The following is a 24,367-nucleotide window of genomic DNA, read 5'->3' on the forward strand; positions in this document are numbered from 1 at the left end:
ACGCCCGGTTACATTCCGAACCCGGAAGCTAAGCCTTTCAGCGCCGATGGTACTGCAGGGGGGACCCTGTGGGAGAGTAGGACGCCGCCGAACAACCCGCCCTTTTAGCTCAGTCGGTAGAGCGTCTCCATGGTAAGGAGAAGGTCAACGGTTCGATTCCGTTAAAGGGCTCCAAAAGAGAAAGGCCCCGCCAATGGCGGGGCCTTTTTTGCGTTGTCGTGGAGGGGATGGGGAAGGCGGCCCCTTTCGGGGCCGCCTTGGTGGGTCAGTGGTGGTCCGGCTCTCGGAGGCGCATCGCCAGGATGGCCATGTCGTCGGAGGCGGGGGCCTGGGCGAAGCGTTCGACCGCGCGGAGGACGCGGGCGGCGACCGCGCCGGCCGTCAGGCCCGTACACGCTTTGAGGACTTCGGCGAGGCCGTCGTCGCCCAGCATGCGGGTGCCTTCGCGGCGCTCGGTCACCCCGTCCGTGACACAGAGGAGGACGTCGCCCGGGTCGAGCGTGATGGTCTCCTCGTACAGTTCGAGGTCTTCCATCACGCCGAGGAGGGGCTGAGGTTCGGCGGCGGGGCTCACCGTGCCGTCCTGGCGGAGGCGCAGGGGCAAGGGGTGGCCGGCGCAGACGACCTTCAGGATCGCGGAGCCGTCCGGCTGCGGGTGCATCTCGCCGTACAGCAGGGTGAGGAAGCGGCTGCGGGCGCCCTCGTCGAGGATCGCGGCGTTGAGCCGCTCCAGGACGGCCGGGCCGCCGAAGCCCTCGCGGGCCAGGAGGCGCAAGGCGTGGCGGGCCAGGCCGGTGACGGCCGCGGCCTCCGGTCCCGTACCGCAGACGTCGCCGATGGCGAATCCGTACGCGCCGTCGCGGATCGGGAAGAGGTCGTAGAAGTCGCCCCCGACCTCGTTGCCCTCGCCGGCCGCGCGGTAGATGACGTCGACCTCGACGCCGGGGATCACCGGGAGGCCGGGCGGGAGGAGGCTGCGCTGGAGGGACTGGCTGATCGCCACGCGCTCCGAGTACAGGCGGGCGTTGTCCAGGGCCAGGGCCGCCCGGCGCGAGAGGTCCTCGGCGAGCTCCAGGATCTCCTGGCGGAAGTGGTCCTCGGAGGGCCGGCCCAGGGTCAGCATGCCGATGACCCGGTTACGGGCGACCAGGGGCAGGACGACCGTCTCGCCCGCGACCGTGGTCGCGGTGGCCAGGGTGGTGTCGATGCCTGAGGAGAGGGGGCTCGTGGGGTGGTCGAGGGCGCGGACCGAGGCGGTGAGCGCCGCGCGGTGCGCGGCGTCGCCGGGGGCCGTCCAGACCCGGGCGCCGGGCGTCGGCACCGGGTCGGGCGGGGCGATCGAGGACAGCAGGTCCTTGAGGCCGTCGATGCGGTCCTCGTCCTCGTGGAGCACGTACGAGAGGTACGGGTCGGAGGCCTGGTCGGCGATCGTGTAGACCGCGCACCAGGTGGCGAGGGTCGGGACCGTCATCTGGGCCATCAGGGCCAGCGTCTGGTCGCGGTCCAAGGTGCCGGCGAGGAGGTCGGAGGCCTCGACCAGGAAGCTCAGGGAGCCGCGGCGGAGGCGTTCGAGCTCGCCGAGGCGGGCCGACTCGACCGCGAGGGCGATGCGGTCGGCGGCGAACTGGAGGCGGAGGGCCTCCTCGTTGGAGTAGCGGTTCGAGGCCTCCGCGGCCACGCCCAGGGAGCCGGTGAGCCGGCCCTCGACCTTGAGCGGGACGGTGACCACCGAGCGCATGCCGGTGCCTTCGAGGAGGGGGACGGCGCCGGGGACCGCGGCAAGGTCCTCGTGGACCGCGGGCATCCGGGCGGAGCCGTAGCGGCTCGCGCCGGTCTCGACCGGGACGCGGGCGAAGCGCTGGCGGGCCGCCGGGAGGCCGGTGGTCGCCCGTACCTCCAGCTCGGTCTCGTCGTCGGTGGCGAGGAGGAGGAAGGCGGCGTCGCCGTCGAGCATGTCGCGGGCGCGCTCGACCGTGCGCTGGAGGAGGCCGTCGAGGTCGTCGGGGGCCGGGGAGCCGATGAAGACCTCGAAGGGGTCCGCCGCGCGGCTCTCGGAGCCCGGTTCCGCGGCGGGGCGCTGCGGGGTCTGGAGGACGGCCCGCTCGTTCTCCCGTACGAGGAGACAGACGGTGGAGGGCTCGCCCTGGGAGTCGCGGACCCGGAGGTGTGAGGCGTAGACGGGGATGACGCGGCCGTCGGCGCAGCGGATGCCGTAGCTGCCCTCCCAGCGGGAGAGACGCAGGGCCTCGGCGAGGCCGGTGCCGATGCCGGGGGTGTGCGGCCAGGCGGCGAGGTCGCCGAGGGGCTTGCCGGTGACCTGGTCGGCGTCGTAGCCGAAGAGCTCCTGGGCGTCCTCGTTCCACGCGGTGACCGCTCCGGCGCGGTCGATCTGGGCGACGGCGACGCGGACGCGACTTTCGGCGGCCGGGAGGAGGGCGTCGGGGAGGACGGGGCCCGCTGAGCGGGTGCCCACCGGGCGCTGGGGGAGGTCGAGGTGGAACCAGACGTGCTTGCGGGTGGGGGAGTAGTCGACGCCCCAGCGGTGCGCGAGGGCGGCGCAGAGCAGCAGTCCCCGGCCGTTCTCACGGTCGGGGCTGCCGAGGGTGCGGCCGCTCTGGACGGGGATCTCACGCTCGGGGTAGCGGTCGGCGACCTCGACGCGGATGCTGTCCTCGGAGCGGAGGCAGAGCACATCGGCGGAGGTGCCGGCGTGGATGACGGCGTTGGTGACGAGCTCGCTGGTGAGGACGACGGCGTCGTCGACGAGTTCGGAGTGTCCCCAGCCCTGGAGGGTGTCCCTGACGAACGCGCGGGCGGCCGCGACGGACCGCCCGACGGGCTCGAAGCTGGCGGTCGCCCGCGCGGTGATCACAGCACTCCTCGTACGCGTCTCGACGCCCGGCTCTGCCATGCTCGGTATGCCCCTCCCACTGCCCGGTGGTCGTGTGCGCGCACCACACCGCCCCCGCCGGGCGGACCGGGGTGGTTGGACAGCCGCATGCCAGGTTACTTACCTTCGCTGTCCGAGCGGATGCCGGTCGCCGCAGTTTCCGTCCCACAGAGGTGGGGACGTTGTGCGAAGCTGCCGAACTGTTATCGCCTGGTTCGGTCGCGGTGAAACACTGGGCAGGCTACCGGCGAGAGCCGGAAGCGTACGGTCGACCCCTTTCGGGAGGGACACGGTGGAGTCTGGCACGGCGGCGCGACGTGGCGGCAGTGGTGCGCGCGCGAGGGGCGGGCGTTCCCGTGGGGGGACGGTGCAGGTGGACGCGGCGGCGCTGGAGCGGTTGCTGGCCGCGCTGGTGTCGATGCGGGACGGGAACTTCCGTAAACGGCTGACGGTCTCCGGTGACGGGGTCATGGCGGAGATCTCCGCCGTGTTCAACGAGGTCGCGGACCGGCAGATGCACGTGACCGGCGAGTTGTCGCGGGTGCGGCGGGTCGTGGGGCGTGAGGGCAAGCTGTCCGAGCGGCTTGAGGCGGGGGCCACCGAGGGGGCGTGGGCCGCGGCTATCGAGGCCGCGAACGCGCTGGTCGACGATCTGGCCCGGCCCGTGTCCGAGGTGGGACGGGTCCTCTCGGCGGTGGCCGAGGGTGATCTCGACCAGCGGATGGACCTGCGTTCGGAGGGTGCCGACGGGGCCGTACGGCCGCTGCGCGGGGAGTTCCTGAAGGTCGCGCGTACCGCGAACAACCTCGTCGACCAGTTGTCGGTGTTCGCCTCCGAGGTGACGAGGGTCGCCGTCGAGGTGGGTACGGACGGCAAGCTGGGCGGGCAGGCGCAGGTGCGTGGGGTGTCCGGTTCGTGGAAGGACCTCACGGACTCGGTCAACACGATGGCGAACCGGCTGACGGCCCAGGTGCGGGACATCGCGCTCGTGACGACGGCGGTGGCGGACGGTGATCTGTCGCAGAAGGTCACGGCGAACGTCGCCGGCGAGATGCTGGAGCTGAAGAACACCGTCAACCGGATGGTGGACCAGCTGTCGTCGTTCTCCTCCGAGGTCACGCGTGTGGCGCGCGAGGTGGGTACGGAGGGCGAGCTCGGCGGTCAGGCCGAGGTGGCCGGGGTCGCGGGTGTGTGGAAGGACCTCACCGATTCCGTCAACACGATGGCGGGAAATCTCACCAATCAGGTGAGAGGGATCGCCGAGGTGACGACGGCGGTCGCCAACGGCGATCTGTCGCAGAAGGTGCGGGTCTCCGCGCGCGGTGAGATCGCGCAACTCGCGGACACGATCAATCAGATGACCGAGACGCTGCGGACGTTCGCCGACGAGGTGACCCGGGTGTCGGGCGAGGTCGGCGCGCAGGGTCTGCTCGGTGGGCAGGCGCAGGTGCCGGGTGCGGCGGGGACGTGGAAGGACCTGACCGACTCGGTCAACACCGTCTTCCGGAACATCACCACGCAGGTGCGGGACATCGCGCAGGTGACGACGGCCGTGGCCAACGGTGACCTGTCGCAGAAGGTCACGGTCGACGTGGCCGGCGAGATGCTGGAGCTGAAGAACACCGTCAACACCATGGTGGACCAGCTGTCCGCCTTCGGTTCCGAGGTGACCCGGGTGGCCCGGGAGGTCGGCGTCGAGGGTCTGCTCGGTGGTCAGGCCGAGGTGCCGGGTGCGGCGGGGACGTGGAAGGACCTGACCGACTCGGTCAACACGGCCTTCCGGAACCTGACCGGTCAGGTGCGGGACATCGCGCAGGTGACGACGGCCGTGGCCAACGGTGACCTGTCGCAGAAGGTCACGGTCGACGTGGCCGGCGAGATGCTGGAGCTGAAGAACACCGTCAACACCATGGTGTCGCAGCTCTCGTCCTTCGCGGACCAGGTGACGCGGATGGCGCGGGACGTGGGTACCGAGGGCCGGCTCGGCGGGCAGGCGCGGGTGGACGGTGTCTCCGGCCGCTGGCGTGAGCTCACCGACTCCGTGAACTTCATGGCCGGCAACCTGACGTCGCAGGTGCGGCAGATCGCGCAGGTGACGACGGCCGTCGCCCGCGGTGATCTGTCGCAGAAGATCGACGTGGACGCCCGGGGCGAGATCCTGGAGCTGAAGAACACCATCAACACGATGGTGGACCAGCTCTCCGCCTTCGCCGACCAGGTGACGCGGGTGGCCCGCGAGGTGGGTACCGACGGCCGGCTCGGCGGGCAGGCGCAGGTGCCGGGTGTGGCCGGCGTGTGGCGGGACCTGACGGACTCCGTGAACGGCATGGCCGGGAACCTGACGACCCAGGTCCGTAACATCGCGCAGGTCGCCACGGCGGTCGCCCGCGGTGATCTGTCGCAGAAGATCGACGTGGACGCCCGGGGCGAGATCCTGGAGCTGAAGAACACCCTCAACACGATGGTGGACCAGCTCTCGAACTTCGCCGAGCAGGTGACCCGGGTGGCCCGGGAGGTGGGCACCGAGGGCATCCTGGGTGGTCAGGCCGAGGTGCAGGGGGTCTCCGGCACCTGGAAGGACCTCACCCAGTCGGTGAACTTCATGGCGAACAACCTGACCATTCAGGTGCGCAACATCGCCGAGGTCACGACGGCGGTCGCCATGGGCGACCTCTCCAAGAAGATCACGGTCGACGCCCGGGGCGAGATCCTGGAGCTGGTCACGACCGTCAACACGATGGTCGACCAGCTGTCGAACTTCGCGGACGAGGTCACGCGGGTGGCCCGTGAGGTGGGTACGGAGGGCATCCTCGGAGGCCAGGCGCGGGTGCGCGGGGTCACCGGTACCTGGAAGGACCTGAGCGACAACGTCAACCTGATGGCCAACAACCTGACGAGCCAGGTGCGGAACATCTCCCGGGTCTCGGCGGCCGTCGCCAACGGCGATCTGACGAAGAAGGTGACGGTCGAGGCGCGGGGCGAGGTCGCCGAGCTCGCCGAGACCGTCAACACCATGGTGACGACCCTGTCGTCCTTCGCGGACGAGGTCACGCGGGTGGCCCGTGAGGTGGGCACCGAGGGCGAACTGGGCGGTCAGGCGAGGGTGCCGGGTGTCTCCGGCACGTGGAAGGACCTGACCGAGTCGGTGAACTCGATGGCCGACAACCTCACCGGCCAGGTGCGGCAGATCGCCGCCGTCACCACCGCCATCGCGAAGGGCGACCTCACCAAGAAGATCGACATCGACGCGCGCGGTGAGATCCAGGAGCTGAAGAACACCATCAACACGATGGTGGACCAGCTGTCGAACTTCGCCGAGGAGGTCACCCGGGTGGCCCGTGAGGTGGGCACCGACGGGCAGCTCGGTGGCCAGGCCCGGGTCCGGGACGTGGAGGGCACCTGGAGCGATCTCACCGAGTCCGTGAACGAGATGGCCGGGAACCTCACCCGGCAGGTGCGGGCCATCGCGGCCGTCGCCACCGCGGTCACCCGCGGCGACCTGAACGTCAAGATCGACGGTGTGGACGCGGCCGGCGAGATCCAGGCGCTCCAGGACAACATCAACACGATGATCGCCAACCTGCGCGACACCACCCTCGCCAACGACGAGCAGGACTGGCTCAAGAGCAACCTGGCCCGCATCTCCGGCCTCATGCAGGGCCGGCGGGACCTGGACGACGTCGCCTCGCTCATCATGAGCGAGCTGACGCCGGTGGTCTCCGCCCAGCACGGCGCCTTCTTCGTGGCCATGCCGACGGGCTCCGCCCACAGCGACGCCGAACGCGTCGGTGAGGGCGACGGCTCGTACGAGCTGCGGATGCGCGGGAGTTACGGATACTCCACCGGTTCCATGCCGACCTCGTTCCGGCCCGGGGAGACGCTCATCGGGACGGCCGCCGAGGAGAAGCGGACCATCCAGGTCAACGTGCCGCCGGGCTATCTGAAGATCTCCTCGGGGCTCGGGGAGGCCTCGCCGGCGCATGTGATCGTGCTGCCGGTGCTCTTCGAGGGGAAGGTCCTCGGGGTGATCGAGCTGGCCTCGTTCCAGCCGTTCGCGCAGATCCAGCGGGACTTCCTCAACCAGATCGCCGAGCTGATCGCGACCACCGTCAACACCATCAGCGTCAACACCAAGACGGAGGTGCTGCTCCAGCAGTCGCAGGAGCTCACCGAGCAGCTCAAGGAGCGCTCGGCCGAGCTGGAGCACCGGCAGAAGGAGCTCCAGGGCTCCAACCTGGAGCTGGAGGAGAAGGCCGAGCTGCTCGCCCGGCAGAACCGCGACATCGAGGTGAAGAACACCGAGATCGAGGAGGCGCGGCAGGTCCTGGAGGAGCGGGCCGAACAGCTCGCCGTCTCCATGCGGTACAAGTCCGAGTTCCTCGCCAACATGTCGCACGAGCTGCGCACCCCGCTCAACTCGCTTCTGATCCTCGCCAAGTTGCTCGCGGACAACGCCGAGACCAATCTGACGCCGAAGCAGGTCGAGTTCGCGGAGACCATCCACGGCGCCGGTTCGGACCTGCTCCAGCTGATCAACGACATCCTCGACCTGTCCAAGGTCGAGGCGGGCAAGATGGACGTCTCGCCGACGCGGATCGCGCTCGTCCAGCTCGTCGACTACGTGGAGGCCACCTTCCGGCCGCTCACGGCGGAGAAGGGGCTCGACTTCTCGGTGCGGGTCTCGCCCGAGCTGCCGGCCACGCTCCACACCGACGAGCAGCGGCTGCTCCAGGTGCTGCGCAACCTCCTGTCCAACGCGGTGAAGTTCACCGACTCGGGCGCGGTGGAGCTGGTGATCCGGCCGGCCAACGCGGACGTGCCGCAGTCGATCCGCGAGCAGCTTCTGGAGGCCGGTTCGCTGCGCGATCCGGAGGCCGATCTGATCGCGTTCTCGGTCACGGACACCGGGATCGGGATCGCGGCGAGCAAGATGCGGGTCATCTTCGAGGCGTTCAAGCAGGCCGACGGCACGACCAGCCGGAAGTACGGCGGTACGGGTCTGGGGCTCTCGATCAGCCGGGAGATCGCGCGGCTGCTCGGCGGCGAGATCTTCGCGGCGAGCGAGCCGGGCCGCGGTTCGACGTTCACGCTCTATCTGCCGCTGAGCCCGACGGAGCTGCCGTCGAACGGGTACGGGCAGGGGGCGTCGGACGGCGAGAACCCGCAGCACGGGGCCGACGAGGGGGCGGCCGGGGGCGTGCACACGTTCCCGCACTTCCCGCCGCCGCCCGTACGGACCGAGGCACGGTCGGGGGCCGGGGCGCTGTTCCGGCACCGGCGGAAGGCCGCGGCGGAGGCGACCGGGGCGCGGACCGCGGTACCGGGGCAGTCCGGTCAGCAGGGCGCGGCGGACCGGGCGGAGCCGGAGGCGGACGTCGAGCCGCGGCGTACTTTCAACTTCTCGGGCGAGAAGGTGCTCATCGTGGACGACGACATCCGGAACGTCTTCGCGCTCACGAGCGTCCTGGAGCAGCACGGGCTCGCGGTGCTGTACGCGGAGAACGGGCGCGAGGGCATCGAAGTCCTGGAGCAGCACGACGACGTGACGGTCGTGCTGATGGACATCATGATGCCGGAGATGGACGGGTACGCGACGACGACCGCGATCCGGCGGATGCCGCAGTTCGCGGGGCTGCCGATCATCGCTCTGACGGCGAAGGCCATGAAGGGCGACCGGGAGAAGGCGATCGAGTCGGGTGCCTCGGACTACGTGACGAAGCCCGTCGACCCCGACCACCTGCTGTCCGTCATGGAGCAGTGGATGCGAGGGGAGTGACTCCGGGGCGGGGGTCCGCGTGGAACTCCACGCGGGCCCCGGGCTCCGCTGACGGGCTGTCGCCACGGGGGTGTGAGAGGGCGGGATACGGGGAACCTTCTGGTCTCCCACCGCGTTTCCGGTGCGTGCACAGTGACATCGCGGTGACAGGGTGTGGCGACGGGCGGGGTGCGGCTACGATGACCGGCACAAGGACGGACGGCGCTAGGGAGTCGTCCTCTGGGGCGGCGCCCGGTGCTTCCCTCGGTTACGGGAGCCGGGGAGAGCCGTTGCCGGGGCGAGGAGGACGGGGCATGGTGCAGAAGGCCAAGATCCTCCTGGTCGATGACCGGCCGGAGAATCTGCTGGCGCTGGAGGCCATTCTCTCCGCGCTCGATCAGACGCTGGTGCGGGCATCGTCCGGGGAGGAAGCGCTCAAGGCGCTGCTGACGGATGACTTCGCGGTCATCCTGCTGGACGTGCAGATGCCGGGTATGGATGGTTTCGAGACGGCCGCGCACATCAAGCGGCGTGAGCGGACCCGGGACATCCCGATCATCTTTCTCACCGCCATCAACCACGGCCCCCACCACACCTTCCGTGGGTACGCGGCCGGGGCGGTCGACTACATCTCGAAGCCGTTCGACCCGTGGGTGCTGCGCGCCAAGGTCTCCGTCTTCGTCGAGCTCTACATGAAGAACTGCAAGCTGCGCGAGCAGGCCGCCCTGCTGCGGCTGCAGTTGGAGGGCAGTGGCGAGGGCGGTCACGGCAAGGAGTCCGCCGGGCTGCTCGCCGAGCTCTCCGCCCGCCTTGCCGCCGTCGAGGAGCAGGCGGAGGCGCTGTCGAAGCAGCTCGACGACGACTCCGCCGACGCGGCGGCCGTCGCCACCGCCGCCCACCTGGAGCGCAAGCTCACCGGGCTGCGGCGCGCGCTGGACGCCCTGGAGCCGGGTACGGGCGCTACGCCCACGCTGCCCGCCCAGACCTGACATGACCCGCTTGGGCCTGGCGTGACCCGCCTGGGCCTGACATTGACCCGCCTGGGCCAGGGGTGACCCGCTTGGGCTTGGCGTCGCCCGCCCTGGCCTGACGTGCCGTCACTTGGGGTGGGGCGTCGGTGACCCGGCGTCAGCTCCGCGCCCCGGCGCGGTTGACACGATCGGGTGAGGTGGACACCCGTCCGCTCACCGGCGGGTGAGAGCGGACAGCCCGTCCCCTCACCGGTAACCTCAGCATCATGGCTTCACGTACGTCCGGCAAGGGTTCCCAGGGCACGGCGGGCGCCGCAAAGCCGCGCGCCGGCCGGACGACGGCCGCCGCGAAGAAAGCGGCGCCCCTGAAGTCGCCCGCCAAGCCACCCGCCAAACCCGCCGCCAAGAAGGCGCCGGCCAAGAAGGCGGCGCCCGCCAAGCGCGCGCCCGCCCGGAAGACCGCCGCGAAGAGGGCCGCGCCCCGCCCGGCACCGTCCCCCACCGGGGGCGTCTACCGGCTCGCCCGGGGAGTCTGGCTGGGCCTGGCCCACGCGGTGGGAGCGGTGTTCCGCGGGATAGGGCGTGGCGCCAAGGGCCTCGACCCCGCCCACCGCAAGGACGGGCTCGCCCTGCTGCTGCTGGGCGTCGCGCTGATCGTCGCCGCGGGTACCTGGTCGAATCTGCGCGGTCCGGTCGGCGACCTCGTCGAGATGCTCGTCACCGGTGCCTTCGGCCGGCTCGACCTGCTCGTACCGCTGCTCCTCGGTGTCATCGGCGTGCGGCTGATCCTCTATCCGGAGAAGCCCGAGGCCAACGGCCGGATCAGCATCGGGCTCTCCGCCCTCGTCATCGGCGTCCTCGGCCAGGTCCACATCGCCTGCGGCTCACCGGGCCGCGGCGACGGGACCGAGGCCATGCAGGACGCCGGCGGGCTCATCGGCTGGGCCGCCTCCCAGCCCCTCGTCTTCATGATGGGCGAGGTCCTCGCCGTACCGATGCTGGTACTGCTCACGATCTTCGGCCTGCTCGTCGTCACCGCCACCCCGGTCAACGCCATCCCGCAGCGACTGCGTGCCCTCGGCGCCCGGCTCGGCATCGTCGAGCCCGCCGACGACCCGGCGGAGGCCGAGGGGTACGAGCGGCACGAGGGGTACGACGAGGAATGGCGCCAGGCGGCTCCCCGGACCGCCCGTCCCGCCCGCCGCCGGGCGACCGGCCCGGCGGAGCCGTACGACGTGGACCGGGCCGAGGCCGAGCTCCTGGAGCGGCGTGCCGCCGGCCGCGCCCCGCGCGGCTCCGCGCCCGACCCCTTCGACCACGGCCTGGATCCGGTGGACGTCGCCGCGGCCGCGGCCGCCGCCCTCGACGGCGCCGTGCTCAACGGCATGCCGCCCTCCCCGGTCGTCGCCGACCTGACCAGGGACGTCACTGCCGAGCGTGACGCCGCCCTGGCCGGCGCCGCGGAGACCTCCGGGCCCGTGGCCCCGGCCGCGCCCGTACCGCCGGCGCGCGGTGGCGAGCGGCCCGGCGGGGGCGTACCCGACCTGACGAAGCCCGCGCCCGAGCCGACGGATCTGCCGTCGCGGGCCGAGCAGCTCCAGCTCTCCGGCGACATCACGTACTCGCTGCCGTCGATGGACCTGCTGGAGCGCGGCGGGCCCGGCAAGACTCGGAGCGCCGCGAACGACCTCGTCGTGGAGTCGCTCTCCAACGTCTTCACCGAGTTCAAGGTCGACGCGGCCGTCACCGGCTTCACCCGCGGTCCGACGGTCACGCGGTACGAGGTCGAGCTCGGCCCCGCCGTGAAGGTCGAGAAGATCACGGCCCTGACGAAGAACATCGCGTACGCCGTGGCCTCGCCGGACGTCCGGATCATCTCGCCGATCCCCGGCAAGTCCGCCGTCGGCATCGAGATCCCGAACAGCGACCGGGAGATGGTCAACCTCGGGGACGTGCTGCGGCTCGCGGACGCGGCGGGCGACGACCATCCGATGCTGGTCGCGCTCGGCAAGGACGTCGAGGGCGGCTACGTGATGGCCAACCTCGCGAAGATGCCGCACGTCCTGGTCGCCGGTGCCACCGGCTCCGGCAAGTCCTCCTGCATCAACTGCCTCATCACCTCGGTGATGATAAGAGCGACCCCCGAGGACGTCCGGATGGTGCTCGTCGACCCCAAGCGGGTCGAGCTCACCGCCTACGAGGGCATCCCGCACCTGATCACCCCGATCATCACCAACCCGAAGCGGGCCGCGGAGGCGCTGCAGTGGGTGGTGAAGGAGATGGACCTCCGCTACGACGACCTGGCCGCCTTCGGTTACCGGCACATCGACGACTTCAACCAGGCCATCCGGGACGGGAAGATCAAGCTGCCCGAGGGCAGCCAGCGCGAGCTCAGCCCCTACCCGTACCTCCTGGTGATCGTCGACGAGCTCGCCGACCTGATGATGGTCGCGCCGAGGGACGTCGAGGACTCGATCGTCCGCATCACCCAGTTGGCCCGCGCCGCCGGTATCCATCTCGTCCTCGCCACCCAGCGGCCGTCCGTGGACGTCGTCACCGGCCTCATCAAGGCGAACGTGCCCTCGCGGCTCGCCTTCGCCACCTCCTCGCTCGCCGACAGCCGGGTCATCCTGGACCAGCCCGGCGCCGAGAAGCTGATCGGCAAGGGCGACGGACTGTTCCTGCCGATGGGCGCGAACAAGCCGGTCCGTATGCAGGGCGCGTTCGTCACCGAGGACGAGGTCGCGGCCGTCGTGCGGCACTGCAAGGACCAGATGACGCCCGTCTTCCGGGAGGACGTCACCGTCGGCACCAAGCAGAAGAAGGAGATCGACGAGGACATCGGCGACGACCTCGACCTGCTGTGCCAGGCCGCCGAACTGGTCGTCTCGACGCAGTTCGGCTCCACGTCGATGCTCCAGCGCAAGCTGCGCGTGGGCTTCGCGAAGGCCGGCCGGCTGATGGACCTGATGGAGTCGCGGAACATCGTCGGACCGAGTGAGGGCTCCAAGGCGCGTGACGTGCTGGTGAAGCCCGACGAGTTGGACGGGGTGCTCGCCGTGATCCGGGGGGAGTCGGGGGTGTAGTGGTGGGGGGACCGGGTACCCGATCGGCGTCGGCGTGGCGGGTCGCGGTCGGCGTACCCGATCGAGACCGGGCCGAGACTCACTCGTAAGGGAACGGGGGCAACCGTTTCCCCTGGCCGTACGTCAAGTTGGACGGTGGGACAGATGGATGTCCCAGCCTCATGGCGTACAAACAGCACCCGCCCGGTTGCCCCACCCTTTCGTACCACCCATAGACTGAACGTCCAGCAGGTGGCTACACGCTCGAAAGGCGCTCACGTGTCCATCGGCAACTCCCCCGAAGACGACCGGACGTTCCCGGCAGACGACCGGGACTCGATCGGTCGCGCTCTCCAGCAGGCCCGAATCGCCGCCGGTCTCACCGTCGAAGAGGTCAGTGCCTCCACCCGTGTCCGGATCCCGATCGTGCACGCGATCGAGGAGGACGACTTCTCGCGCTGCGGCGGCGACGTCTACGCCCGCGGGCACATCCGTACCCTCGCGCGCGCCGTCGGTCTCGATCCGGCCGATCTGATCGAGCAGTACGACGCCGCCCACGGCGGTCGTCCCGCGCCCACCCCCGCCGCCCCGCTCTTCGAGGCGGAACGTATCCGCCCCGAGCCGCGGCGGCCCAACTGGACCGCCGCGATGGTCGCGGCGATCGTCGCCGTCGTCGGCTTCGTCGGCTTCACGATGTTCGACGGGAACGAGGCCCCCAAGGGCACCGTGACCGCCGAGGGCGGTCCGGCCCCGGCGCCGGAGAAGGCGACCTCCGCCGCCAAGCCGAAGCCGGTCAAGCCCGCCCCGAAGCCCAGCGAGAGCGCGATCGCCGCGGTCCCGCAGGACAAGGTCACGGTCAAGCTCACCGCCGTCGACGGCAAGAGCTGGATCTCGGCCAAGGCCAAGGACGGGAAGCTGCTCTTCGACGGCCTCCTCCTGGAGGGCGAGTCCAAGACCTTCCAGGACGACGAGCGCGTCGACCTGGTCCTCGGCAACGCCGGTGCCATCGAGCTCTACGTCAACGGCAAGAAGGTCGAAGAGAAGTTCGAATCCGGTCAGGTCGAGCGGCTCACCTACACCAAGGGCGACCCCGAGGCCGGATGATCCGCCCGGGCCCGTCGGACCCCGTTATGTGACCTCTGTCGCGCAGGTGAACCCTGCGCGACGGGGGAACGGCCGGGACGAAGTAGTCTTGAGCTCATGCCCGAACGCCGTACCGTCGCCCTTGTCACTCTTGGCTGCGCCCGTAACGAGGTGGACTCGGAGGAGCTCGCAGGCCGCTTGGCAGCGGACGGCTGGGAGCTCGTCGAGAACGCCGAGGAAGCGGACGTCGCCGTCGTCAACACCTGCGGATTCGTCGAAGCCGCCAAGAAGGACTCCGTCGACGCCCTCCTCGAAGCCAATGATCTGAAGGATCACGGCAAGACCCAGGCCGTCGTCGCCGTCGGCTGCATGGCCGAGCGGTACGGCAAGGAGCTCGCCGAAGCACTCCCGGAAGCCGATGGCGTCCTCGGTTTCGACGACTACGCCGACATCTCCAACCGCCTCCAGACCATCCTCAACGGTGGCAGCGTCGAGGCCCACACCCCCCGTGACCGGCGCAAGCTGCTGCCGCTGTCGCCCGTGGAGCGCCAGGAGGCCGCCGCGGCCGTGGCCCTGCCGGGACACGGAGCCGTCGAGGCCCCTTCGGACGCGCCGTCGGACCTCCCCGAGGGTCTCGCGCCCGCCTCCGGGCCGCGCGCGCCGCTCCGTCGCCGGCTGGACACCAGCCCCGTCGCCTCGGTGAAGCTCGCCTCCGGCTGCGACCGCCGCTGCTCCTTCTGCGCCATCCCGTCCTTCCGGGGCTCCTTCGTCTCGCGCCGTCCCTCGGACGTGCTGAACGAGACGCGCTGGCTCGCCGAGCAGGGTGTGAAGGAGGTCATGCTGGTTTCCGAGAACAACACCTCGTACGGCAAGGACCTCGGCGACATCCGGCTCCTGGAGAGCCTGCTGCCCGAGCTGGCCTCGGTCGACGGCATCGAGCGCGTCCGGGTCAGCTACCTCCAGCCCGCCGAGATGCGCCCCGGTCTGATCGACGTCCTCACCTCGACCGAGAAGGTCGTGCCCTACTTCGACCTGTCCTTCCAGCACAGCGCCCCGGACGTGCTGCGGGCCATGCGACGCTTCGGCGACACCGACCGCTTCCTGGAGCTCCTGGAGACCATCCGGTCCAAGGCCCCGACGGCCGGTGCCCGCTCCAACTTCATCGTCGGCTTCCCCGGCGAGACCGAGGCGGACTTCGCCGAGCTGGAACGCTTCGTCACCCACGCGCGGCTCGACGCCGTCGGTGTCTTCGGCTACTCCGACGAGGACGGCACCGAGGCCGCCACGTACGAGCACAAGCTCGACCAGGACGTCGTCGACGAGCGGCTCGCCCACCTCTCCCGGCTCGCCGAGGAGCTCACCGCGCAGCGCGCGGAGGAGCGGATCGGAGAGACCCTGGAAGTACTCGTCGAGTCCATGGACGAGGAGGACGGCTGGATCGGCCGCGCCGCCCACCAGGCGCCCGAGACCGACGGCCAGGTGGTCCTCACCACGGCCGACGGTACGAGCCCCGACCTGGCTCCGGGCCGTATGGTCAGGGCCAAGGTCGTCGGCACGGAAGGCGTCGACCTGGTGGCCGAGTGTCTTTTCGAGGAGGCAGCCAGATGACCGGAGTCCCGGCATCCGCGACGGGCGGGACCGGTAGGCCGGCGCCCCGCGGGAAGCTGGGCACTGCGGCCGTCAACCAGGCCAGCCTGTGGAACATCGCCAACATCCTCACCATGATCCGGCTCGTGCTCGTGCCGGCCTTCGTGGTGCTCCTGTTCCAGGACGGCGGCCACGATCCCGCCTGGCGCGCCTGGGCGTGGGCGGCGTTCGCCGTGGCCATGATCACGGACATCTTCGACGGCCACCTGGCCCGTACGTACAACCTCGTCACCGACTTCGGGAAGATCGCCGACCCGATCGCCGACAAGGCGATCATGGCCGCCGGGCTCATCAGCCTCTCCTTGCTGGGTGACCTGCCCTGGTGGGTGACCGGGGTCATCCTGGCCCGCGAGCTGGGGATCACCCTGATGCGGTTCTGGGTGATCCGGCACGGGGTCATCCCGGCGAGCCGCGGCGGCAAGATGAAGACGCTCGCGCAGGGCACGGCGGTCGGCATGTACGTGCTCATGCTCACCGGTCCGCTGGCCACCCTGCGCTTCTGGGTGATGGCGGTGGCCGTCGTGCTGACGGTCGTCACCGGTCTGGACTACGTGCGGCAGGCGATCGTCCTGCGCCGCGAGGGTCTCGCGGAGGAGCGGGAGGCCGCGCGGTCGGAGGCGGCGGCGCGATGACCGAGGCCGCCCGGGTGCTGGCGCTGCTCGCGGAGCGTGGTCACACGCTGGCCGCCGCGGAATCGCTCACGGGTGGTCTGGTGGCCGCGGAGCTCACCGGTGTGGCAGGGGCCTCGAAGGCCTTCCGGGGCTCGGTCACGGCCTATGCCACGGCCCTCAAGCAGGAGCTCCTGGGCGTCGACAAGGCCCTCCTCGCGGAGCGCGGCGCGGTGGATCCTGAGGTCGCGCTGCAGATGGCGGCCGGTGTCCGGGCCCGGCTCGGCGCCGACTGGGGGATCTCCACGACCGGGGTCGCGGGGCCCGAACCGCAGGACGGTCAGGCCGTCGGAACGGTCTACGTGGCGGTCGCGGGACCGGTCGGCGCGGGCGCCGGAGCCGGGAAAGTGGTCTCGTTGAGGTTGAACGGCGACCGCGCGGACATCCGTAGAGAGAGTGTACGGAGCGTGCTGGAACTGCTCCATGAGGAACTCTCGGGAAATGCGCGGGCACAGGATACGGAACACAACGGGGGGAATTGATGTTTGCAGCCCTGAGTGAACACGACATCGCTCCCCGCACGGCCGCGGCGCGAGGCGGTACGGTGGGGCGTGAAGGATGCGGCTACGCGGTCCGAGGAGGGAGCCACCGATGATTCTGCTCCGTCGCCTGTTGGGTGACGTGCTGCGTCGGCAGCGCCAGCGCCAAGGCCGTACTCTGCGCGAAGTCTCCTCGTCCGCCCGAGTCTCGCTCGGCTATCTCTCCGAGGTGGAGCGGGGGCAGAAGGAGGCTTCCTCCGAGCTGCTCTCCGCGATCTGCGACGCGCTGGACGTACGGATGTCCGAGCTCATGCGTGAAGTGAGCGACGAGCTGTCACTGGCCGAACTGGCCGAGTCGACAGCGGCGAGCGAACCGGTGCCGACGCCGGTGCGCCCGATGCTCAATTCGGTGTCGGTGACGTCGGTGGCCGGTGTGTCCACCGGGCGGGTGACCATCAAGGCGCCCGCGGAAGCGGTAGACGTCGTCGCTGCCTGAACCGAAGTGGGGCGAAGCCCCGGTTGGTGCCCCTTTTGGGACGCCGACCGGGGCTTTTCTCCTTTTCGTTGCCCCTTCACAGCGATTTGTTTGAGATGCCGGGTTCGGGTGATGCGTGCCATGGTGGGGGGACGTACGACTGGTTGGAGATCCCGCATGTCTGTCGTGAAGAGCCCGCTGTCCGAGGCCGACCTCAAGACGGTCGGCACCGCGCTCCAGGGGGCGCTGGTCGATCTGGTCGACCTCGCCCTGGTCGCCAAGCAGGTGCACTGGAACGTCGTCGGGCCGCGATTCCGCTCCGTCCATCTGCAGCTCGACGAGGTCGTGGACACCGCGCGGCTGCACTCCGACACCGTGGCGGAGCGTGCCTCCGCGCTCGGCGTCAACCCGGACGGGCGGGCGGCGACCGTGGCCTCCTCCAGTGCGATCGGGTCGGTTTCGGAGGGGTGGATCAAGGACGTGGAGGCGGTCCGGATCCTCGTGGCCGCGCTCGGGGCCGTCATCACGCGGATGCGGGAACGGATCGACGCGACCGGTGATCCCGACCCGATCAGCCAGGACATCCTGATCGGCCTGACGGCCGACCTCGAAAAGCACGCGTGGATGTTCCAAGCGGAGAGTGTGTAGGGCGTGGCGATACCTGCGGCGTGCGCCGGGCTTGCCTCCGGTGCGCCCTCCCGCTTGGTGATCCTGCCGGGCTAGCGTCGACCCCAGGAGGCGGCCATGGTACGGCGACGTGTTCCGCCGGCGACGCTCGCGCTGGTCGCGGTCGGGCTGGTGGCCGGGGGGCTCTGGTGGTGGGCGGTGCTGCGCCTGCTCCTCGTGCCCGCGGGTGCCGGGATCATCGAGGGGGCGGTGGCCGCGGGCGGCTGGGGGCTGAGCCTGTTGCCGGTGCACGTGGCGGCCTCGGCGCGGCGACAGGTCGGCGGTGTGCGGGAGTTGGGCGGCGGTGCGGGGGAGCCGGGTGGCGGTGTGGCGTCGGGTGGCGGTGTGGCCGTCACCAAGGCATCGCGACGCCGCCATTGGGGCGCAGGATCTGACCCGTCGTGAACGACGAGGCGTCGGAGGCGAGGTGGAGGACCGCGTGCGCGATGTCCTCCGCCTCGCCGACCCGGCGGAGCGGTGAGTGACGGACCATCGCGGCCTCGGCCTGTTCCTGGGCGGCCGGCTCGTGGCGGTCCGTCATGGGGGTACGGATCCATCCCGGGGCGACCGCGTTGACCCGGATGCCGTGCGGTCCCACCTCCACCGCCAGGGTCTTCGTGAGCTGGACGACCGCCGCCTTGGTGACGCTGTAGCAGAGCAGGCCCGGGCTCGCGGTGTCCATCGCGCCCGAGGCCATCGTGACGATCGAGCCGGCGGTGCCGGAGGCGATCATCGCGCGGGCCGCTTCCTGGCAGGCGTACAGGACCCCCTTGAAGTTCACCGCGAGGACGCGGTCGAGGTCCTCGTCGCGGGTCTCCAGGACGGTGCTCGTGTGCATGATCCCGGCGACGGCCGCCATGACGTGGAGCGGGCCCGCGGAGCGGACGGCGGCGGCCAGCGCGGGCCGGTCGGTGACGTCCAGGGGGTGCGTGTGCGCGGCGCCGTTCGCGCCGGTGACGAGGGCCGCGGTCTCCTTGAGGCCGCGCTCGTCGCGGTCCGCGCAGTGCACGGTCGCGCCCGCCTGGGCGAGGAGTAGCGCGGTGGCACGTCCGATGCCGCTCGCGGCGCCGGTGACGAACGCGGAGCGGCCGGTGAGGTCGTACGCCGAGAGGGTCATGTCCGGACCGTACGACCGAATCTGACGGATCGTCAATTGGCGGGGCCCTGTTGGCAGCCCGGGCACCAGTACGTGATCCGGTCGCCGAGTTCCGCCTTTCGGATCCGGGCGCCGCAGCGCAGACAGGGCTGTCCCTCGCGGCCGTAGACGTGGAGCCGGGTACCGGGGCGGCGCGTGGTGGTGGTGCGCCGGTCGGGGCGGTCCTTGTTCGCCTCCAGGAGGCGGTGGGCGGTGGCCACCAGGCGGGCCGGGACGTCGGGGGCGAGCGCGCCGACCGGGAGCCACGGGGTGACGGCGGCCAGGAACGCCAGCTCCGACTTGTACACGTTGCCGATGCCGGCCAGGTTGCGCTGGTCGAGCAGCGCCTCGCCGAGCGGGCGGTCCGGGGCGGCGAGGAGGCGTCGTACGGCCTCTTCCGGGTCCCACTCCGGCCCCAGGAGGTCCGGGCCGAGATGGCCGACCGCGTGGGCCTCCTCGGCGGTGCGGATCAGTTCCAGGACGGGGAGCCGGTAGCCGTACGCCGTGGACTCGGCGTTCCCGAGGATCGCCCGGATCTGGTGCTCGGGGCCGCCGTGCGGGCGCTCCCCGGTGGCGTACACCCGCCAGGCGCCGTCCATCCGCAGGTGGGAGTGGAGCGTGAGCCCGCCCTCGATCCGGGCGAGGAGGTGCTTGCCGCGCGGGGTGACGTCGAGGAGCGTGCGGCCGGTGAGGTCGGCGGTCGCGAACCGGGGCACGCGCAGGTCCGAGCGGGTCAGGACCCGCCCGGCCAGCGCGGTGTGCAGGCGGCGGGCCGCCTGCCAGACGGTGTCTCCTTCGGGCACCGTTCCATGATGCCGGGTGCGTGCCTCCGAGGGGGCGGGGACGTCTTCAGGGGCGGCCGTGGCGGTCGCGGCGGTGGGTCAGGCGCGGAGGCGGAGGCCTCTTGGGGTGGCCAGGAAGCCCGCCGTCTCCAGGGGGCGGGCGAGCGGGGAGGTCAGGGCCGTGGCGCCGTTGATCCGCTCCACCGTGACCGTGCCCAGCGAGCCCGCCCGCGCCGACGCGGCCAGGGCCTCGGCCGCCGCTGTCAGGGCGGGATCGTCCGGTTCCGCCGGCCAGGAGAGGAGCGTCTTGCCGCCCCGCTCCACGTAGAGCGTCAGCTCGCCGTCGACGAGGACCACCATCGCGCCCGCCTTGCGGCCGGGCTTGTGCCCGGCGCCGGTCGGCGGCTCCGGCCAGGACAGGGCCGCCCCGTACGCGTTCGCCGGGTCGGCCGCGGCCAGGACCAGTGCGCGTGGGCCGGCCGCGGCCTCCGCGCCCCGGTCGCGGGCGGTCGCCGCCGCCCGCAGCCGGTCCACGGCCCCGTCCATCGCGAACTGGGCCGCGCCGAGGCCCTCCACCACATAGCCGCGCCTGGCCTGACCGCTGTCCTCGAAGGCGGAGAGGACGCGGTACGTGGCCGAGAAGCCCCCCACCACGCCCTCGGCCGCCACCGCGCCCCGGGTGACCACGCCGTGCCGGTCCAGGAGGGTGCGGGCGAGGGCGTGCGCCCTGTGGGTCGGCTCCGGCTCGGCGGGCGGCAGCAGAGCCCAGCGGCCGGAGACCGTCGGCGGGCCCGTGCGCGAGGCCGGGCGGGCGGCGGCGCCCAGCGTCCCGTACCGGCCGCGCGGCACCGTGCGGCGCGCGCGGTGAGCGGTCGCCCCGGCCGTCCGGCCCGAACCGAGGAGCGAGCGCAGCGGGGCGAGTGTGTCGTTGGTGAGCCGGCCCGACCAGGCCAGGTCCCAGAGCGCGTCGGCGAGCTGCGGGTCGGTCGCGTCCGGGTGCGTGGTGGCCCGGACCTGGTCGGCGATCTGCCGGAAGAACAGCCCGTACCCGCCGGAGAGGATGGTGAGCACCGACTCGTGCAGCGCGGACAGCTCCAGCGGGTGCGCCGGCGGGAGGAGCAGGGGCGCCGCGTCCGCGAGGTAGAGCGAGATCCAGCCGTCCTTGCCGGGCAGCGATCCGGCACCAGCCCAGACCACCTCGCCCGTGGTGGTCAGCTCGTCGAGCAGCGTCGGGGAGTAGTCCCTGACACGGGACGGCAGGATCAGCTTCTCCAGCGCGGAGGCGGGCACGGGCGCGCCCTGGAGCTGCTCGATCGCACGGGCGAGGCCGTCGATCCCGCGCAGACCGCCGCCGCCGACGTGCTGCCACTGGGGCAGGAAGGTGGCGAGCGCCGCCGGGGGTACCGGCTCCAGCTCGTGGCGCAGGGCCGCGAGGGAACGGCGGCGCAGGCGGCGCAGCACGGCCGCGTCGCACCACTCCTGGCCGATGCCGGAGGGATGGAACTCGCCCTGGACGACCCTGCCGCCGGCGGCGAGCCGCTGGAGCGCGCCGTCCGTGACGGCGGCGCCGAGCCCGAAGCGGGCGGCGGCCTGCGAGGAGGTGAAGGGGCCGTGCGTGCGCGCGAAACGGGCGAGGAGGTCGCCCAACGGGTCCTTGACCGGCTCGGTGAAGGCCTCGGGCACACCGACCGGCAGGGCCGTGCCCAGGGCGTCACGGAGCCGTCCCGCGTCCTCGATCGCCGCCCAGTGGTCGGCTCCTCCGATCCTGACCCGGATCGCGCGCCGGGACCGGGCGAGGTCGGGCGCCCAGCCCGCCTCCGCGCCGCGCTCGCCGAGCTCGGCGTCGGTGAGCGGGCCGAGGACCCGCAACAGGTCGGCGACGCCCTCCACGTCCTTGATCCGCCGGTCCTCCGTGAGCCACTGGAGCTCCCGCTCCAGCTCGGTGAGGACCTCCGGGTCGAGGAGCTCGCGCAGCTCGGCCTGGCCGAGCAGTTCCGCGAGGAGCCGGGAGTCGAGGGAGAGCGCGGCAGCCCGCCGCTCGGCGAGCGGCGAGTCGCCCTCGTACAGGAACTGCGCCACGTAGCCGAAGAGGAGCGAGCGGGCGAACGGGGACGGCTCGGGGGTGGTGACCTCGACGAGCCGGACCCGACGGGCCTCGATGTCGCCCATGAGCTCGGTCAGACCGGGGAGGTCGAAGACGTCCTGGAGGCACTCGCGGACGGCCTCCAGAACGATCGGGAAGGAGCCGAACTCGCTTGCCACCTGGAGGAGCTGGGCCGCACGCTGCCGCTGCTGCCAGAGCGGTGTGCGCTTGCCGGGGTTCCGCTTCGGCAGCAGCAGGGCGCGCGCGGCGCACTCGCGGAACCGGGAGGCGAACAGCGCGGAGCCGCCCACCTGGTCGGTGACGATCTGTCCGATCTCGCCCTGGTCGAAGAGGGCGTCGGCCGCGCCGATGGGCGCCTTGTCCGCGTCGTACGTCGTATCCAGGTGCCGGCCCGGGTCGATCGGCTCGTGGTCGAGGAGATCCAGGCCCATGTCCAGACCCATCAGGTCCGCGTCCGGGAGGCGCAGCACGATGCCGTCGTCCGCGTGCATCACCTGCGCGTCCATGCCGTAGCGCTCGGCGAGCCGTGCGCCGAGCGCCAGCGCCCACGGGGCGTGCACCTGCGCGCCGAACGGGGAGTGGATGACGACCCGCCAGTCGCCGAGCTCGTCCCGGAACCGCTCGACCAGGATCGTCCGGTCGTCGGGCACGTGGCCGCAGGCCTCGCGCTGCTCGGAGAGGTAGGCGAGGACGTTGTCCGCGGCCCAGGCGTCCAGGCCCGCGGCGAGCAGCCGCAGCCGCGCGTCCTCCGGCCCGAGGGCGCCGAGCTCCCGGAGGAACGCGCCCACCGCGCGGCCCAGTTCGAGCGGGCGGCCCAGCTGGTCGCCCTTCCAGAACGGCAGCCGGCCCGGCACGCCGGGCGCGGGCGTGACGAGCACCCGGTCCCGGGTGATGTCCACGATCCGCCAGGACGTGGTGCCCAGCGTGAAGACGTCGCCGACACGTGACTCGTAGACCATCTCCTCGTCGAGCTCGCCGACCCGGCCCCCGCCCTTCTTCGGGTCCGCGCCGGCGAGGAACACACCGAACAGGCCCCGGTCGGGGATCGTGCCGCCGGAGGTGACGGCGAGCCGCTGAGCGCCCGGCCGCCCCGTGACCGTCCCGGCGACCCGGTCCCAGACCACGCGCGGGCGCAGCTCGGCGAACGCGTCCGACGGGTAGCGCCCGGCGAGCATGTCGAGCACGCCCGTGAACGCCGAATCCGGCAGCGAGGAGAAGGGCGCCGCACGGCGCACCACGGTGAGCAGGTCGTCCACCTGCCAGGTGTCGAGCGCGACCATCGCGACCAGCTGCTGGGCCAGCACGTCCAGCGGATTGGCCGGGATCCGCATCGACTCGATCGAGCCCGACCGCATCCGCTCCGTGACCACGGCCGCCTGCACCAGGTCGCCGCGGTACTTGGGGAAGACCACGCCCGTGGAGACCGCGCCGACCTGGTGCCCGGCGCGCCCCACGCGCTGGAGCCCGGAGGCGACCGAGGGCGGCGACTCGACCTGCACGACCAGGTCGACGGCGCCCATGTCGATGCCCAGCTCCAGGCTGGAGGTGGCCACCACGGCGGGCAGCCGTCCCGCCTTCAGGTCCTCCTCCACCTGGGCGCGCTGCTCCTTCGACACCGAGCCGTGGTGGGCCCGGGCGAGCAGCGGCGGAGCGCCCTGCGCCGCCCCGGACTGGGCCATGATCTCCGCCGGCGGAGCGCTGTCGGGGAGGGGCTCGCCGGTCGCGCGCTCGTACGCGATCTCGTTGAGTCGGTTGCACAGCCGCTCGGCCAGGCGGCGGGAGTTCGCGAAGACGATCGTCGAGCGGTGGGACTGGACGAGGTCGACGATCCGCTCCTCGACATGCGGCCAGATCGACGGCTTGTCGCCGCCGTCCTTGCCCTCGGAGGCCGGGGAGCCTCCGAGCTCGCCCATGTCCTCGACGGGGACGACGACGGAGAGGTCGAACTCCTTCCCCGACGGCGGCTGCACGATCTCCACCGCGCGGCCGGGGGACAGATAGCGGGCCACCTCGTCCACCGGGCGGACCGTGGCGGACAGGCCGATCCGGCGCGCGGGGCGGGGCAGCAGCTCGTCGAGCCGCTCCAGGGAGAGCGCCAGGTGCGCGCCGCGCTTGGTGCCCGCGACCGCGTGGACCTCGTCAAGGATGACCGTCTCCACCCCTGACAGGGCCTCCCGGGCGGCGGAGGTCAGCATCAGGAACAGCGACTCGGGGGTGGTGATCAGGATGTCCGGCGGCCGGGTCACGAGGCTCCGGCGCTCGGCGGCCGGGGTGTCGCCGGACCGGATGCCGACCCGGACGTCCGGCTCGGGCAGCCCGAGCCGGACCGACTCCTGCCGGATGCCGGTCAGCGGGGAGCGCAGATTCCGCTCGACGTCCACGGCGAGCGCCTTCAGCGGTGACACGTAGAGCACGCGGCAGCGCTTCTTCGCGTCGGCGGGCGGTGGGGTGGACGCCAGGCGGTCCAGGGAGGCGAGGAAGGACGCCAGTGTCTTGCCCGAGCCCGTCGGTGCGACGACGAGCACGTCGGAGCCCTCGCCGATGGCCTTCCAGGCGCCTTCCTGTGCCGCCGTGGGCGCGGTGAAGGCCCCGGTGAACCAACCACGGGTCGCGGGGGAGAACGAGTCGAGCGCGGACCTGACCATGT

The 24,367-nt window shown here is 71.7% G+C and carries 14 protein-coding genes, 1 tRNA gene and 1 rRNA gene; 12 read left to right on the forward strand and 4 right to left on the reverse strand.

The window, feature by feature from the left end; genetic code table 11:
- Together rrf and ACFWWU_RS22785 are read left to right on the forward strand one after the other, a co-directional pair.
- A 5S ribosomal RNA gene (rrf, locus tag ACFWWU_RS22780) occupies positions 1-93 on the forward strand; the annotation flags it as partial.
- 5 nt (positions 94-98) lie between these two features.
- Positions 99-174 (forward strand) — tRNA-Thr (locus ACFWWU_RS22785).
- A 91-nt stretch (positions 175-265) separates the two neighbouring features.
- Here ACFWWU_RS22785 and ACFWWU_RS22790 read toward each other — a convergent pair.
- A complete protein-coding gene (locus ACFWWU_RS22790) occupies positions 266-2,911 on the reverse strand; it encodes a SpoIIE family protein phosphatase (protein ID WP_384147659.1) in 2,646 nt (881 codons plus the stop codon).
- A 271-nt stretch (positions 2,912-3,182) separates the two neighbouring features.
- Between ACFWWU_RS22790 and ACFWWU_RS22795 the strand changes: the two genes are divergently transcribed.
- The 10 genes from ACFWWU_RS22795 to ACFWWU_RS22840 all read left to right on the forward strand — a co-directional run bounded on the left by ACFWWU_RS22795 (position 3,183) and on the right by ACFWWU_RS22840 (position 18,104).
- Entirely contained in the window at positions 3,183-8,666 is a 5,484-nt protein-coding gene (locus ACFWWU_RS22795; protein WP_384147660.1) for a HAMP domain-containing protein, read from the forward strand.
- A gap of 293 nt (positions 8,667-8,959) precedes the next feature.
- Positions 8,960-9,634 (forward strand): response regulator, encoded by a 675-nt coding sequence (locus tag ACFWWU_RS22800; RefSeq protein WP_317599720.1) that lies wholly within the window; start codon positions 8,960-8,962, stop codon positions 9,632-9,634.
- A 248-nt stretch (positions 9,635-9,882) separates the two neighbouring features.
- Positions 9,883-12,702, forward strand: coding sequence for a DNA translocase FtsK (locus ACFWWU_RS22805; RefSeq protein WP_384147661.1), 2,820 nt, complete (start codon positions 9,883-9,885; stop codon positions 12,700-12,702).
- Positions 12,703-12,960: 258 nt separating this feature from the next.
- The gene (locus ACFWWU_RS22810) at positions 12,961-13,785 is read left to right on the forward strand and encodes a helix-turn-helix domain-containing protein (protein ID WP_384147662.1); all 825 of its coding nucleotides are present in this window, start codon (positions 12,961-12,963) and stop codon (positions 13,783-13,785) included.
- 96 nt (positions 13,786-13,881) lie between these two features.
- Entirely contained in the window at positions 13,882-15,372 is a 1,491-nt protein-coding gene (gene rimO, locus ACFWWU_RS22815; protein WP_384147663.1) for a 30S ribosomal protein S12 methylthiotransferase RimO, read from the forward strand.
- Positions 15,369-16,043 (forward strand): CDP-diacylglycerol--glycerol-3-phosphate 3-phosphatidyltransferase, encoded by a 675-nt coding sequence (gene pgsA / locus ACFWWU_RS22820; protein ID WP_384147664.1) that lies wholly within the window; start codon positions 15,369-15,371, stop codon positions 16,041-16,043. The genes rimO and pgsA overlap by 4 nt, the downstream gene beginning before the upstream one ends.
- Positions 16,040-16,561, forward strand: a complete 522-nt coding sequence (locus ACFWWU_RS22825; protein ID WP_384147665.1) for a CinA family protein — start codon at positions 16,040-16,042, stop codon at positions 16,559-16,561. The genes pgsA and ACFWWU_RS22825 overlap by 4 nt, the downstream gene beginning before the upstream one ends.
- Before the next feature lie 109 nt (positions 16,562-16,670).
- The gene (locus tag ACFWWU_RS22830) at positions 16,671-17,054 is read left to right on the forward strand and encodes a helix-turn-helix domain-containing protein (protein ID WP_384147666.1); all 384 of its coding nucleotides are present in this window, start codon (positions 16,671-16,673) and stop codon (positions 17,052-17,054) included.
- A 156-nt stretch (positions 17,055-17,210) separates the two neighbouring features.
- A complete protein-coding gene (locus ACFWWU_RS22835; protein ID WP_384147667.1) occupies positions 17,211-17,681 on the forward strand; it encodes a Dps family protein in 471 nt (156 codons plus the stop codon).
- Between the two features lie 96 nt (positions 17,682-17,777).
- Positions 17,778-18,104 carry a hypothetical protein gene (locus tag ACFWWU_RS22840; RefSeq protein WP_384147668.1) on the forward strand — a complete coding sequence of 109 codons (327 nt, stop codon included), beginning with the start codon at positions 17,778-17,780 and terminating at the stop codon, positions 18,102-18,104.
- Here the strand turns inward: ACFWWU_RS22840 and ACFWWU_RS22845 are convergent.
- The 3 genes from ACFWWU_RS22845 to ACFWWU_RS22855 all read right to left on the reverse strand — a co-directional run bounded on the left by ACFWWU_RS22845 (position 18,052) and on the right by ACFWWU_RS22855 (position 24,365).
- Positions 18,052-18,816 carry an SDR family NAD(P)-dependent oxidoreductase gene (locus tag ACFWWU_RS22845; RefSeq protein WP_384147669.1) on the reverse strand — a complete coding sequence of 255 codons (765 nt, stop codon included), beginning with the start codon at positions 18,814-18,816 and terminating at the stop codon, positions 18,052-18,054. The two genes, ACFWWU_RS22840 and ACFWWU_RS22845, sit on opposite strands and share 53 nt — an antisense overlap.
- A 32-nt stretch (positions 18,817-18,848) precedes the next feature.
- The gene (locus ACFWWU_RS22850; protein WP_384147670.1) at positions 18,849-19,637 is read right to left on the reverse strand and encodes an Fpg/Nei family DNA glycosylase; all 789 of its coding nucleotides are present in this window, start codon (positions 19,635-19,637) and stop codon (positions 18,849-18,851) included.
- 78 nt (positions 19,638-19,715) lie between these two features.
- The gene (locus tag ACFWWU_RS22855) at positions 19,716-24,365 is read right to left on the reverse strand and encodes a DEAD/DEAH box helicase (RefSeq protein WP_384147671.1); all 4,650 of its coding nucleotides are present in this window, start codon (positions 24,363-24,365) and stop codon (positions 19,716-19,718) included.
- Positions 24,366-24,367: the final 2 nt, after the last annotated feature.

The organism is Streptomyces sp. NPDC058650 (assembly GCF_042717315.1).
Classification (GTDB): Bacteria; Actinomycetota; Actinomycetes; order Streptomycetales; family Streptomycetaceae; genus Streptomyces.

What these genes read in the sequence shown, in the direction of transcription:
- ACFWWU_RS22790 (WP_384147659.1), bottom strand. Translation starts at nt 2,911, where the DNA reads ATGGCAGAGCCGGGCGTCGAGACGCGTACGAGGAGTGCTGTGATCACC.
- ACFWWU_RS22800 (WP_317599720.1), top strand. Translation starts at nt 8,960, where the DNA reads ATGGTGCAGAAGGCCAAGATCCTCCTGGTCGATGACCGGCCGGAGAAT.
- ACFWWU_RS22805 (WP_384147661.1), top strand. Translation starts at nt 9,883, where the DNA reads ATGGCTTCACGTACGTCCGGCAAGGGTTCCCAGGGCACGGCGGGCGCC.
- rimO (WP_384147663.1), top strand. Translation starts at nt 13,882, where the DNA reads ATGCCCGAACGCCGTACCGTCGCCCTTGTCACTCTTGGCTGCGCCCGT.
- pgsA (WP_384147664.1), top strand. Translation starts at nt 15,369, where the DNA reads ATGACCGGAGTCCCGGCATCCGCGACGGGCGGGACCGGTAGGCCGGCG.
- ACFWWU_RS22825 (WP_384147665.1), top strand. Translation starts at nt 16,040, where the DNA reads ATGACCGAGGCCGCCCGGGTGCTGGCGCTGCTCGCGGAGCGTGGTCAC.
- ACFWWU_RS22830 (WP_384147666.1), top strand. Translation starts at nt 16,671, where the DNA reads ATGATTCTGCTCCGTCGCCTGTTGGGTGACGTGCTGCGTCGGCAGCGC.
- ACFWWU_RS22835 (WP_384147667.1), top strand. Translation starts at nt 17,211, where the DNA reads ATGTCTGTCGTGAAGAGCCCGCTGTCCGAGGCCGACCTCAAGACGGTC.
- ACFWWU_RS22840 (WP_384147668.1), top strand. Translation starts at nt 17,778, where the DNA reads ATGGTACGGCGACGTGTTCCGCCGGCGACGCTCGCGCTGGTCGCGGTC.
- ACFWWU_RS22845 (WP_384147669.1), bottom strand. Translation starts at nt 18,816, where the DNA reads ATGACCCTCTCGGCGTACGACCTCACCGGCCGCTCCGCGTTCGTCACC.
- ACFWWU_RS22855 (WP_384147671.1), bottom strand. Translation starts at nt 24,365, where the DNA reads ATGGTCAGGTCCGCGCTCGACTCGTTCTCCCCCGCGACCCGTGGTTGG.